14 protein-coding genes are annotated in these 12788 nt (G+C 52.2%); 8 read left to right on the plus strand and 6 right to left on the minus strand.

Going from position 1 to position 12788, the window contains the following annotated elements:
* Positions 1-9: 9 nt before the first annotated feature.
* Positions 10-1836: a DNA helicase RecQ gene (gene recQ / locus NSU14_RS24215; protein WP_340947510.1), complete on the minus strand. Its 1827-nt coding sequence runs from the start codon at positions 1834-1836 to the stop codon at positions 10-12.
* 187 nt (positions 1837-2023) lie between these two features.
* Here recQ and NSU14_RS24220 point away from each other — a divergent pair, with 187 nt between their 5' ends.
* The 5 genes from NSU14_RS24220 (at position 2024) to NSU14_RS24240 (ending at position 7308) form a co-directional block, all read left to right on the plus strand.
* Positions 2024-3673, plus strand: coding sequence for a spore germination protein (locus tag NSU14_RS24220; RefSeq protein ID WP_083705118.1), 1650 nt, complete (start codon positions 2024-2026; stop codon positions 3671-3673).
* Positions 3621-4718 carry a GerAB/ArcD/ProY family transporter gene (locus tag NSU14_RS24225; RefSeq protein ID WP_042134469.1) on the plus strand — a complete coding sequence of 366 codons (1098 nt, stop codon included), beginning with the start codon at positions 3621-3623 and terminating at the stop codon, positions 4716-4718. Before NSU14_RS24220 ends, NSU14_RS24225 begins: the two co-directional genes overlap by 53 nt.
* Positions 4715-5941, plus strand: a complete 1227-nt coding sequence (locus NSU14_RS24230) for a Ger(x)C family spore germination protein (protein WP_042134468.1) — start codon at positions 4715-4717, stop codon at positions 5939-5941. The genes NSU14_RS24225 and NSU14_RS24230 overlap by 4 nt, the downstream gene beginning before the upstream one ends.
* Positions 5942-5987: 46 nt before the next feature.
* Complete coding sequence (locus NSU14_RS24235; RefSeq protein WP_042134467.1) at positions 5988-6173, plus strand: CLC_0170 family protein; 186 nt, start codon at positions 5988-5990, stop codon at positions 6171-6173.
* An 82-nt stretch (positions 6174-6255) separates the two neighbouring features.
* On the plus strand, positions 6256-7308 hold the full coding sequence (locus NSU14_RS24240; protein ID WP_081969858.1) for an RluA family pseudouridine synthase: 1053 nt from the start codon (positions 6256-6258) through the stop codon (positions 7306-7308).
* Between the two features lie 127 nt (positions 7309-7435).
* Here the strand turns inward: NSU14_RS24240 and NSU14_RS24245 are convergent, their stop codons facing one another.
* The 5 genes from NSU14_RS24245 to NSU14_RS24265 form a co-directional block, all read right to left on the minus strand.
* The gene (locus NSU14_RS24245; RefSeq protein ID WP_156118557.1) at positions 7436-7594 is read right to left on the minus strand and encodes a hypothetical protein; all 159 of its coding nucleotides are present in this window, start codon (positions 7592-7594) and stop codon (positions 7436-7438) included.
* A 256-nt stretch (positions 7595-7850) separates the two neighbouring features.
* Positions 7851-8732, minus strand: a complete 882-nt coding sequence (locus NSU14_RS24250; RefSeq protein ID WP_340947511.1) for a transporter substrate-binding domain-containing protein — start codon at positions 8730-8732, stop codon at positions 7851-7853.
* 29 nt (positions 8733-8761) lie between these two features.
* The gene (locus NSU14_RS24255) at positions 8762-9508 is read right to left on the minus strand and encodes an amino acid ABC transporter ATP-binding protein (protein ID WP_340947512.1); all 747 of its coding nucleotides are present in this window, start codon (positions 9506-9508) and stop codon (positions 8762-8764) included.
* Positions 9509-9530: 22 nt separating this feature from the next.
* Positions 9531-10208 (minus strand): amino acid ABC transporter permease, encoded by a 678-nt coding sequence (locus NSU14_RS24260; protein WP_039299894.1) that lies wholly within the window; start codon positions 10206-10208, stop codon positions 9531-9533.
* Positions 10189-10854 carry an amino acid ABC transporter permease gene (locus NSU14_RS24265; protein WP_042219065.1) on the minus strand — a complete coding sequence of 222 codons (666 nt, stop codon included), beginning with the start codon at positions 10852-10854 and terminating at the stop codon, positions 10189-10191. The genes NSU14_RS24260 and NSU14_RS24265 overlap by 20 nt, the downstream gene beginning before the upstream one ends.
* A gap of 286 nt (positions 10855-11140) precedes the next feature.
* Between NSU14_RS24265 and NSU14_RS24270 the strand changes: the two genes are divergently transcribed.
* Genes NSU14_RS24270 through NSU14_RS24280 form a run of 3 tightly spaced genes read left to right on the plus strand, consistent with a single transcriptional unit; the run spans position 11141 to position 12715 of the window.
* Positions 11141-11665 (plus strand): hypothetical protein, encoded by a 525-nt coding sequence (locus NSU14_RS24270; protein ID WP_305954179.1) that lies wholly within the window; start codon positions 11141-11143, stop codon positions 11663-11665.
* Positions 11666-11689: 24 nt separating this feature from the next.
* Entirely contained in the window at positions 11690-12085 is a 396-nt protein-coding gene (locus tag NSU14_RS24275; protein WP_076242431.1) for a hypothetical protein, read from the plus strand.
* A gap of 60 nt (positions 12086-12145) precedes the next feature.
* Positions 12146-12715 carry a TetR-like C-terminal domain-containing protein gene (locus NSU14_RS24280; protein WP_042140838.1) on the plus strand — a complete coding sequence of 190 codons (570 nt, stop codon included), beginning with the start codon at positions 12146-12148 and terminating at the stop codon, positions 12713-12715.
* The last annotated feature ends 73 nt before the right edge of the window (positions 12716-12788 follow it).

Below are 12788 nucleotides of genomic sequence, written 5' to 3' on the forward strand. Positions count from 1 at the left end.
TAACCTTCTTTACATTTCATTTTGAAAAAACTCCAGGAATGCCTTGCCGTATTTACGGTACTTCACTTCGCCGACACCCTTCACCCTCAGCATCTCCGCTTCCGTCTGCGGACAAACCACGCTCATCTCGCGCAGCGTCGCATCATTGAAGATGATGTAGGACGGCACATGCTCGCGCCCCGCCAGCTCGCGGCGGATCAGGCGCAGCTGCTCGAAGACCGTCTCGTTGACGGCCGACGGCGAATGGTCGCGCGTACGGCTGCGGTCCCGCGTGCCGGAGGTGACAAGCGTGCGGGCCACGCGCTGGTGGACCTCACGCTGGCCGCGCAGCACCTCGGCTGCCAGCGGCTGCAGCCGCACGACCGGATACTGGCCTTCGGACAAGGCCAGATAACCCTCCGAGATCAGCACATTGATGCTCTCGGTAATTTCCTTCTCGCTGCGGCCGGACATCGCCCCGTGGGTCGGCAGCTTCTCGAAGCCGTACTGTAGCACCTTCTGATTGCGTGAGCCCTTCAGCACTGAGGATACCAGCGCCACCCCGTAGCGTTCACGCATGCGGTGGATGCAGGAGAAGATCTTCTGCGCATCCACCGTCATGTCTACCAGCTGCCGTTCATCGGTGCAGGAGCTGCAGATGCCGCACGGATCATCGTCATGATTCTCGCCGAAATAATCCAGCTGTGCACTGCGCAGGCAACGGGTGGTGTAGCAGTAATCAATCATCTGCTGCAGCTTGCGGTATTCGTTGGCTTTGCGCTCTGTGTCCTGCGGATTCTGCTCAATCAGGAACTTCTGCGTCATAATATCCTGCGCACTGAAGAGCAGAATACAGTCACTCGGCTCCCCGTCGCGGCCGGCACGTCCGGCCTCCTGGACATAAGCCTCCATATTCTTCGGCATATTGTAGTGAATGACATAACGAACGTTAGATTTGTCGATCCCCATCCCAAAAGCATTCGTGGCAACCATGACGCGGATATCGTCATACAGGAACCCTTCCTGGTTCTCGGCCCGTTCCTGGTCGCTCATCCCGGCATGGTAGCGGCCGGCGGCGACTCCCGTCGCCTGCAGCCGCTGATAGAGATCATCAACCTCTTTGCGGGTGGCGGCATAGACGATACCCGGCTGATGCGAATGCTGCGCCGTGTAGTCCAGTACGAATTCACGCTTATTCTCTCCGCGCAGCACTTGCATGGCCAGATTATCACGGCCAAGTCCTGTCATGAAGACGCCCGGATCGCGCAGACGCAGCAGCCGGACCATATCCTCCATAACCTCAGGTGTAGCGGTAGCGGTAAAAGCAGCCAGAATCGGCCGCTGCGGCAGCTCCTCTACAAACGGCGACACCGCCAGATAGCTGGTACGGAAATCATGGCCCCACTGCGATACGCAGTGCGCTTCATCGACAGCCACGCAGGAGATCGACAGCCCTGCCATCTCCAGGCGGAACCAGTCCAGCTCCAGACGTTCCGGCGCCACATAGAGCAGCTTCAGCTCGCCCCGGCGGGCGGCGCGGATCCGGTCATTCACTTCCTTGCCGCTTAAGGTGCTGTTGATATAGGCAGCCGGAATCCCGGCAGTAGTAAGGGCGTCCACCTGATCCTTCATCAGCGAGATCAGCGGGGATACAACAAGTGTAAGTCCCGGCAGCAGCAGTGCCGGAACCTGATAGCAGATCGATTTACCGCCTCCGGTAGGCAGGATGCCCAGCGTATCGCGGCCTTCGAGCAGATTGTTCACAATTTTCTTCTGGCCTTCCCGGAAATCGGGATACCCGTAATATTTTTGCAGTTCAGCCTGCGCTTGCTCCATTAGTGATCCTTGCATCTTCATATCTCTTCTGACTCCTTAAGACTTTCTACCTTTAGTTTACCGGGCAACAGGGTACTTAGGCAACCGCTTGAAGCAGATATCCTAGCACTCCTTTTGGGCCTGTTACATAAAATTTACATAAAAATCACGCGATCAAGCAACACTTTATAGAAATACATTCGAATTGTACTGCTGAGGAGGCCGCCATTTGCAAGCCTGGAAAGATAAATATACCGCTTATGTGCATAAGCAGCAGCAAGCTTCTCCTCCGGAGCCTGACAAAAGTCCGCTTACAGGAAATCTGCAGGCCGATTTACAAGCGCTGCAGGCACGGCTTGGTGACAACGGCGACCTCGTAGTCCGCGACTTCCAGCTCTTCGGAGCCCACCAGGCCGTAATGCTCTTCTTCTCTTCACTGGTTAATACGGAGCAGGTGCGCGAGCATGTCCTTAAACCTTTAATGGCCGGGCCCACCGGGCATAAGGAAATTCCGGAGCATATGGCCGGTATGATCCATTATATCTGGAGCACAGCCGTCCAGGTAACTCAGGGAACAACCACTACAGACATTTCTGTGCTGCCGGACGCTGCCGTGAAGGGTGAGCTGATTCTGCTGATAGAGGGAGTGCCCGAAGCCCTTGTGCTCGATATGCGCCAGATTGATATGCGCGGTGTGGAGCAGCCGCAGACCGAGCAGGTCATCCGCGGACCCCGTGAAGGGTACGTAGAGAAGCTGGAGAACAACCTGTCCCTGCTGCGCTACCGGCTTCAGAGCACAGATTTCCGGATTGAAATCAGCCCGATCGGAACCCGTACCCAGTCGAGGGTGGCCTTATGCTATATCGAGAGCATTGCCGACAGCGGGCTCGTTGCTGAAGCGATGCGCAGAATCTCAATGATTGATACCGACGGAATTCTTGATGCCGGATACATTGAGCAGTTCATTGAAGACCAGCCGCTGTCCCCGTTCCCTCAGGTGCAATGCACAGAGCGGCCCGACAAGACGGTTGCCGCTCTGCTGGAAGGGCGGGTTGCCATGCTTGTCGACGGTTCTCCCTTTGCTGTAATCGTCCCTGCTCTATTCAACCAGTTCTTTCAGACGGTAGATGATTACACAGAGCGTTTCATTATGGGCAGCCTGATCCGTATAATCCGTCTCATCGCGCTGTCTTTCTCACTTTTTTTCCCTGCGTTATATGTTTCTGTGATCTCGTTTAATCCCGAATTAATGCCGACGGATTTCGCTGTGGCTATCTCGGGCGGAAGAGCAGGTGTGCCGTTTCCTGCCGTTCTGGAGGTGCTGATCATGGAGGTCTCCATGGAGGTGCTGCGTGAAGCTACGATCCGTCTGCCGCAGATGATCGGCGGCGCCTTATCCATCGTGGGCGTTCTCGTGATTGGACAGGCAGCAGTAGGTGCCGGACTCGCCAGTCCGATTACCGTGGTGATTGTGGCGCTGACGACCATCGGTTCTTTTGCCACTCCAGCCTATAATGCCGCTATTGCCTTGCGGATGCTAAGATTTCCGCTGATTATACTGGCCGGAATGTTCGGCCTCTACGGTGTGATGATCGGTACGATTCTCATTCTGAACCATCTTCTGTTCCTGGAATCCTTCGGCGTCCCGTATATGTCCCCTTTCATTCCCGGCAAATGGCGTGACCTGAAGGATACGCTGGTACGTGTGCCGCTGTGGTGGATGCGCCGCCGTCCGAGCTTCCTGCATGCCCAGAATAATGACAGGCTGTCCCGCAATGTTCCCGCAGTACATGTAGATCAGATCCTCAGGCAGGAAGGTGAACCCAGTGAACAGTCTCCGGCAGATCACAACGCTACGCGCAGCCGCCGTCATCAGTAGCACCATTATCGGTGTCGGGATTCTCAGTTTCCCCCGTTACATGGCTTTAGCCGGGAACAGCAGCGCGCCCTTCATCGCATTCAGCGGCGTCATCCTGTCTTTCCTCAGCTATTGGCTGCTCGCCTCCCTGTGCCAGCGTTTCCCCAAAGAGTCCCTCTTTGTGTTCAGCCGCAGGCTGATCGGACGTCCGCTAGCCACCGTCTTCACCGCCGTAATTCTGATATTGTTTATTACGCTGACAGGGATCACTACACGCCAGTTCGGAGATGTCGCCACAACCGTGCTGTATAAAAAAACACCAATTGAAGCCACCATTTTTCTGATGCTGCTCGTTAGCCTGCTCTCCTCCAGACGCAATGTTGTGAAGTTCTCGTATATCCATTTTTTCTACCTGCCGCTGATTGTCGGCTCCATCGTACTCACGATCCTCATCTCCCTGAAAAGCGTTGATCTGCTTAATCTGCAGCCCATTCTAATGTCACCTACCCTCGAATTCTGGAATGGTGCACGGGAGGCAAGCTATCTGTTCCAGAGCTCCTTCGTGATTACACTGCTGATTCCTTTCATGGAAAAGCCGAAGCACGCATTCCGTGCTGGCGCGCTGGCCATAATCATGTCGGGTGCCATCTATGTACTGATCGTGATTGCCTCTGTGGGAATGTTTGGTGCGGAGGAGACCAAGCTGCTGATCTATCCCACGCTGGAAATGGCGCGTTCCGCAGCATTTGGTGAGGGTTTTCTTGAACGGCTGGATGCCATCTTCATCATTATCTGGGTCATTTCGGTCTATACAACGGTGTACACTACGTATTACATATCCGCTTACCTGATGCAGAACCTGTTCGCTCTCCGTGATCAGAGTATGGCCGCAAGTATACTGCTGCCGCTGATCTTTGCTCTGGCGATGCTGCCCCCCAATGTCTTCGAGGCCTATGAATGGATTCTTCACCTGGGCAATGCCGGAATGGTACTGATGATTGGATATCCGCTGCTGCTATGGATGGCCTACTTCATCCGGCGCGCCGGGAAGGAGGCCTCCTCATGATCAGAAGGCTTCCGCGCTCATTCGCCCTAATCCTAATGCTGGCTATGGCTGCCCCTGTTCTAAGCGGTTGCTGGGATCAGGTAGAAATTGAAGACCGGGCGCTTGTACTCGGGTTGTCCATCGATAAGATCTCGGCCGAAGAGGCAGAGAAAGGAGACGAAGTCACCCATATTAACCATGATAATCTGCCTGCAGAAATGATCAGTGTGACCGCACAGATTGCGGTTCCCGGCAGAGTTCCCCTGGGTCCCGGAAGCGGAGGAGGCAACCCGGGTGACGCCAAGACCAGCCCGGTCTGGGTAGTTAGCGTGCGCGGCATTTCACTCGACGATGCCATGAACAATCTGCAGCAGCAGATTGCCGACCCGCGTTATCTGGTTCACCTGCGGATCATTATCATCAGCGAGGATATCGCCCGGGGCAATCTCGAAGAACTCAACGACTATCTCCGGCGCAATCCGGAAATCCGGCGCAGGACCTGGCTGCTGGTATCCGAAGGCAAAGCTTCTGATTTCATGGATGTGAATCCGCCGCTTCAGCGTGTGCCCACACTTTATATTTTGTCCATGATGGAAAAGTCGGTGTCCTCCGGGAAGTTCCCTCGGGATTATATCGGCACATTCTGGTCGGCGGATACCAAGTGGGGCCAGAGCGCGTACTTGCCTTATGTCGCACTGCGCAATAGAGATAATATCCTGATCAAAGGATTGGCTTATTTCAGCGGCGGAAGAATGGTCAACAAGACCGCTCCGATTGAAATCGGCGGCTTCATGGCACTCCAGGGAATCGACCCGGGAGGTTATTCTACCCTCTTTCATACCAATAAGATGGGTATCGTCATGACCAAAATCAATGAGCGGTTCACCCGGACGCGGAGCTACATCAAGGACGGCAAACCGGTTCTGTCGTATCAGGTCTTCCTGGAGGCCGATCTCGATGAGCAATATGGCAGCAATATCCCTGTCGACTCATCCGCCAAGCTGCAGGAAATTGAACGGGATTTCGAGGAACAGGTCCGAAGCATACTGACCGGACTGGTTAAGCAGACCCAGAAGGATCACTCCGATATTTTTGGCATGGGCGAAATGATCCGGAGTCACCATCCTGCCTACTGGAAAGAGCATATCCATGACAAAGATGACTGGGAAAGCCTGTATGGCAGCATTGAGATAGACATTCAAATGAAGCTTCATATCCGGAGAGTGGGACTGAAAGACCAATAACCAGTAATTAAGTTCATGTATCTATATTTAAAAGGGAGCGATCCGCATGGTCCGCCTGTTCGGAAGTCTGGTTATCATAATGTTAATCTCCACACTGATGCTGCTGGCGGTAGATGCCCGGATTTACAACAGCAAAGGCTGGCTCCGGGAGAAAAAATACGCTATGGTTCTGGGATGGGCCTACGGCGTCATCTCCCTGGCTATCCTTATCGGGCTGATCATTTATGTATAGCTGTCCCGGCACCCTCCGTAGTATTTCTTCACGGCCCATGGTATATTGAGGAGTACAATATTACAGGACGGAGAATGCAGGCATGAATACAAGAAGAAATCCGAAAGAGGGTTCCAAGCGGGGCGTGAAGCCCGCAGCAGCCTCCAAGGCTCAGCCTAAATCAGGAACCAGAAATCAGGGGAACAAGACCTCTAACCATAAACCGGGGGCAAGACCGGGAGCACCTGCCACAACAACAACCAAAACACCTGCACAGATAAAATCCTATACGGTGTCCGAGCCCGCAGAGCTGCTGCCTTACCTGCTTAAGACGATTACGAATAAGGGACGGAATGCGGTCAAGTCGATGCTGTCCCGGGGACAGATATCGGTAAACGGCAAGCCGGTAACCCAGCATAACCATCAGCTCCATCCCGGTCAGACCGTGACCATTGATCAGGAGAAGCATGCAGAAGCCAAAGAAATGCTCGGGCTGACCATTGTCCATGAGGATGATGATATCATCGTCATTCAGAAGGATGCCGGACTGCTGTCGATTGCTACCGGAGAAGACAATGAACTGACAGCTTACCGCCAATTGATGGAGCATGTGCGCCTGACGAATCCGAAGAACCGCGTCTTTGTGGTACACCGCCTGGACCGTGATACCTCAGGAGTCATGATGTTTGCCAAAAGCGAGGCGATTCAGCAGTCCCTGCAGAACAGCTGGAAAGAGACCGTCAAGGAACGCTCCTACGTGGCGCTGGTGGAAGGCGCAGTCAAGAAATCCGAAGGCACCATCAGCTCCTGGCTGAAGGAGACGTCTACGCTGAAGATGTACTCCAGTCCGCATGAAGGGGACGGGCTGCATGCCGTAACCCGTTATAAGCTGATCCAGGCCAACCGCCATTTCTCCCTGCTGGAAGTCCACCTGGAGACCGGACGGAAGAACCAGATCCGTGTCCACATGTCAGACATCGGGCATCCAATTGCCGGCGACAAGAAATACGGCGCCGAGACCAAAGCTGTCGGCCGTCTCGGACTGCATGCCCGCGTACTTTCGTTCGTTCATCCGACTACCGGGGAAATCCTCACCTTTGAGAGTCCTATTCCAAAGACATTCCTGAAGTATACCGCACCTGCGCCGACGAACTAAACAAGCTGGGTAATTTCTTTGTCAGTTACTAGAGTTTGATTCCATTCCAGACACTTTTATTTGCGTAATTAAAGGAAAATGAGAGGCATTTATGCCTCTCATTTGTCGCTTTCGGGAATTCCCCGATTCATCCGCTTTTTGAGGCAGAGATCCGGCACCATTCTATGAAATCCTGCACATAATACAACATTTCCCTCCTCATACCGGCCCAAATCCACAATTGTTGTACAAACTGCAGCATTTCATCTCTTTCAAACGGCTCAGCAGAATTATTCTTGTATTTCATACAACAATCCTCCCGATCACCCGGCTATCCATCAATCAAAGTTGCAAAACGTACAACATTTATGTCTACAGTGTTTCTTGCACACTCTTTCGATTCACTATCATCCAATTTTAAACTTAGTATATAGGATTAGTTCGCTTAGCTCTATCCCGCGCCTGAGAAATTCCACGAAAAAGACACCCGCAAGGGTGCCTTTTCATGCTCACTATCTGATCTCGTACCAGTTCCTCAGACCTGACGCCATAGCGCGGCTAAATTACTCTACCTTACCGCCTTCAACTACCAGCTCGTCAGTATAGCCTTCTCCATAGACCTCATTCAATGTATCGCTATAAGCCTGATGAATGAATTGCTCTTTACCGATGGTTTCAAGCTCTGTATTGATCCAGTTCAGCAGCTCCGTGTTGCCTTTGGCTACTGCCGGGGCAATCGTATCCTGTCCGCCAAACGCCGGGATGCTTACCGTGAAGCCGGGATTGGACTTCGCCCAGGCGATCAGCTCGGTGTTATCGTTGGCAATCGCTGCACCGCGTCCGTCTTTGAGTGCTGCAAAGATCTCTGTGTACTGGTCAAATTTCAGCAGCTCAATGTCCGGGTACTCTTTGGTGAAGTAAGTTTCTGCTGTGGTTCCTTTGGCAACGATAAGCTTCTGGCCTTTCTCCTTCAGCTGGTCAATCGAAGTAACCGGTGCACTGTCAGGGGATACGATCCCGAAGGACAGCTTCATATACGGATTGGCAAAATCCACTTTTTCTTTTCTTTCATCCGTTACGGTGAAGTTAGCCATAATGATATCTACTTTATTGGATTCCAGGTAAGCGACGCGGCTGGCCGCATCTACCAGAACGAATTCCGCCTTGGATTCATCCCCGAGCAGGTCCTTGGCGAATCTTTTGGCGATATAGACGTCGAAGCCCTGATTCTTGCCGTCAGCATCCACATATCCAAATGGCGGTTTATCCGCAAAAACACCAATCCGGACCTTGCCGTCCTTCTTCAGCTGTTCAATAGAAGCAAACTTAGATGATGCCGGCCCTGCACTATTATCTTTGTTATCCGAATTACTGCAAGCGGTTAAGCCCGCCAGCAATAAACCCGCTGCCATAAATGATACTGCCCATTTCATCCCTTTTCTCATTCCTCTTCATCCCCTGTTTTCTATGATTTTTAATACTGAAATATATCCAGAAAGTGCTGTGCACGCTCTGTCGCTGGTTGGGTGAAAAATTGCTGCGGCTCCGCGATCTCACAAATGCTGCCCTGATCCATAAATACGATCCGGTCACCAACAGACTTGGCAAAGCCCATTTCATGGGTCACGATAATCATCGTCATGCCCTGTTCGGCAAGTCCCAGAATAACATCCAGCACTTCGCGCACCATTTCAGGATCAAGCGAAGCCGTTACTTCATCGAATAACATAATCTCGGGGTTCATACATAACGCCCGTACAATCGCAATCCGCTGCTTCTGTCCTCCGGACAGCTGCCGGGGATAAGCATCCTTGCGGTCCAGCAGCCCGACCCGGTCCAGCAGTTGCTCTGCCTGCTGCCGCGCTTCTTTCGGTTCTCTCTTTTGCACCTTGAGAGGTCCGAGCAGAATGTTGTCCAGCACCGTCATATGCGGGAACAGCTCATAATTCTGAAACACCATCCCGATGCGCTGCCTGACTTCACGCCAATTCACCTGGGGTCCGGCCAGATCCTGGCCATGGTAGCTGATTCTTCCGCCCTGCACGGGCTCCAGCCCGTTAAGACATCGCAGGAGCGTGCTTTTTCCGCAGCCGGACGGGCCGAGAATAACTGTTACTTCCCCTTTAACCACCTGCAGATCAATGCCGCTTAGAACCAGCCGTTCTCCGAAGCTTTTCTGCAATCCTTCTACCTCCAGCAACAGTTCGCCGGTATTTATCATGATTATCGTTCCTTCCTAACGGCTAATTCTGCCATCTGCGTTCCACTCTCCGGGAAATACGGGATAACGGGAAACATACGGCAAAGTACAGGATAAAGATGAAACCATACACCCAAAACGAAGCGTTTGGCGCTTTGATGACCCCAAGCTCAATGATCTGCTGCCCGATCTTCACAACCTCTATCACTCCAATCAGCACAACGAGCGAGGTGGTCTTGATCATCCGTGTCGCCAGGTTAATTGCGCCAGGCACCATTCTGCGGATAGCCTGAGGGATAAGAATATACCGGTACAGCTGCCCCCGGCTGAGTCCCAGCGCTGCACCCGATTCCTCCTGATGCTTCGGCATGGACTGCAGCGCCCCCCGCACAATGTCGCCAATCTCGGCCGCTCCCCACAGGCTGAACACCAGAATGGAAGTCGTCTCACCGCTAATGTCGATATTTAATAGAGGTGTGAAGCTGAAATGCACAACGTAGAGCCAGACCAGAATCGGTATGATCCGGAAGGCCTCCAGATACAAACGTAGCAATGCCTGCAACGGCTTCACGTTCAGCGTCCGGAGCAGCCCCATCACTATGCCCAGCACCGTCCCGATCACAATGGAAACAAACGAAATTTCAATGGTGACCAGCAGACCGCCGAGCAGACGCTCGAAGTTCGAGCCTTCAAACAGTACCTCAATCCCCGAATTCTGCATATCTTACCTTCCTTTCCAGCCAGCTCAGCACAACCGACAGAGGAAGCACCAGAATGAGATAAGCGGCCACCAGCAGCAGCAGGGATTCCGCTGTTTTGTAATGCATGCCGATCAGATCCTTCGCCACATTCATCAGATCCATTAAGGCGATTGCTCCGACAATGGAGGTCTCCTTGAGCAGAAAAATCACATTCGCTCCCAGTGAAGGAATGCTGATGGCAAAGGCCTGCGGAAGAATAACATATCTGGCGAGCTGGGTCCGGGATAATCCGATACTAAGTCCCGACTCCACCTGTGTCCTGCTTACAGCTTCCATTCCGCCGCGGAAAGCCTCGGTCATATAACTGCCTCCCAGGAAGGTCAGCCCGACAATGGCACATGTGACCTCACTCATCCGAAGGCCGACCTTAGGCAAGCCATAGTATAGGAAGAACAGCTGTACCAGCAGCGGGGTATTCCTCGACAGCTCGATATAAGCTTGAATAATGAAGCTGATGCCCTTCACTTTGTAATACAGGATAACGCTGAATATCAGTCCCAGCACCAGCGAGAACAGAATGGCCCAGAAGGCCAGCTTCAAGGTCAGCCACATCGCGTCACCATACAGCGGCAGGCTCTCGGCGATAAACTCCCAATCCAAATTCATAACCATTCACAACCCTTTGTCTGTAAATAAAATCCCCCATGAATGCAGCTAAAACTAACTATTCAAATGCGAAAACCCCACTTTATAGGCGGCTTAAGACGCCTTTGGATTTTTGTGAGCAACTATGATTGCCCTATGTACAATTCTGCCAAACTATTTAAAATTCTTACAAAAACCTCACATACTGTGGTAATCATCTTATTCACATAATGCCTACTTGTCAACTATGTTTTCTTAATTTTCACTCTTTTCCGCGTCATGGTACAATACAGAGAAACGTTAGAAGGTGCCGCTCTTGTTCCATCCTACTGTATTTGACAATATTAAAATCGCTTTTGAGAACCAGATCTACGACTACGATAATCTGGATGGAATCCTTGTCGTGACGGACCGGTCGGATTTGCTGAACCTCGCGCTGATGTCACGGGAGTTCAGTCTCTCTTTCAAATTGACTGAAGGCAATAATGTAACCTCCGAAATTATGCTGCAATCTTCGGTGAAGGATCTGAGCGACGAAATTATGGAAACACCGGGGAGTGATCCCGGTTGCACTCTTCTATTACGCTTTTATATGGAGATTGACGATGTGAATGTGCAGTGTCCAGCGGCGGAGAAGATTCTGTCTACGATCTGGGGGCCGGATTTCCAGCCTGTCCAGTCCCTCAGCTTCCGCTACGGCCAGGAAGGCGATACGTACAATAACTGCATAGAACTGCAGTTCAAGCGACAAATCACTGAAGAACAGATGGAAGATATTCCGAACCTTCTGAAGTTCCTGCTGCAAAGCGCCGGGGAACTGGAGGAGGTATAATTCTTAAGGCGGGGTGAACTGCATATGAATTTTCTGCCTCCTGCAAGGACGGGCCGCTGGCTCTGGTGGTATGTCAGTTATGCGCTGATTGTATGGCTGCTGCTGATTCTGCACCGGTTCGTGCTGCTCGGCGAGAGTTTCGATCTTCTGATCTTACTTCGCTGGGCTGCTCTTTCTATCGTGCTCTCCGGTATTATTAACAGCTTCGGCTGGTATGGCGCCCGGCTGGTGTGGATATTCTCGACCGCAGGCGTTGTGCTCGGGATCAGCCTGATGTTCATTTACACTTCCCGCGATATGTCAGGCTGGGAGGATCTTGCGGGCTTTCTGTCTTTTCTCCTGTTCACGGCGGGTGGTTTCGTCCTGGGTTTGCTTGTGGAAGGCAGCCGACTGCTTGTTCAATATTTGCGCAAACGCTGATGCCTTCTGCTGGCCGGACTCTACCCTTATACAGGATTACAAGAGGAGCTGATGACCCTGATGTCCAATTCCTTGCTGACCAAAAATGCGCTCGCCCGCTCCCTGAAAGAGCTAATGGCACATATTCCGCTGAACAAAATCTCCGTCAGGCATCTGGTCGACGACTGCGGAGTGAACCGGCAGACCTTTTATTATCATTTTCAGGATATCTTCGACCTCCTGGGCTGGATCTATAAGACTGAGGCGGTTGAGAGCATTGCCCAGTACCGCAGTTACAGCACGTGGACGGACGGATTTCACCGGATTTTCTGCTATATTGAGAGCAATAAAGCCTTCTGCTGCAACACGCTGGACTCGCTGGGACGGACACACCTCGACGCCTACTTGTATGAGGTAACTAATGATCTGATCATGGGAGTCATTAACGAGCTGGCCGCCGGGATGGATATCAGGCTGGAGGATAAGCAATTTATCGCTAACTTCTACACGCTGGCCTTCACCGGGCTTGTGATTCAGTGGATGCGCGACGGTATGAAGGATCAGCCGAAGCATATGATTGAGAAGCTCAGCGTGCTGATCGAAGGGAACTTCCTCAAGGCGCTGCATAAATATGAACAGGCGATGCCGTAACCCTCCGGGTTGCGGCTTTTTTAATGAAATAATATGTTTTGGGGTTATTTTCCTGTCCAAAAACTATACACTT

The sequence above is a fragment of the Paenibacillus sp. FSL R10-2771 genome (assembly GCF_038000205.1).
In the GTDB taxonomy this organism is placed as follows: Bacteria; Bacillota; Bacilli; order Paenibacillales; family Paenibacillaceae; genus Paenibacillus_AQ; species Paenibacillus_AQ phytohabitans.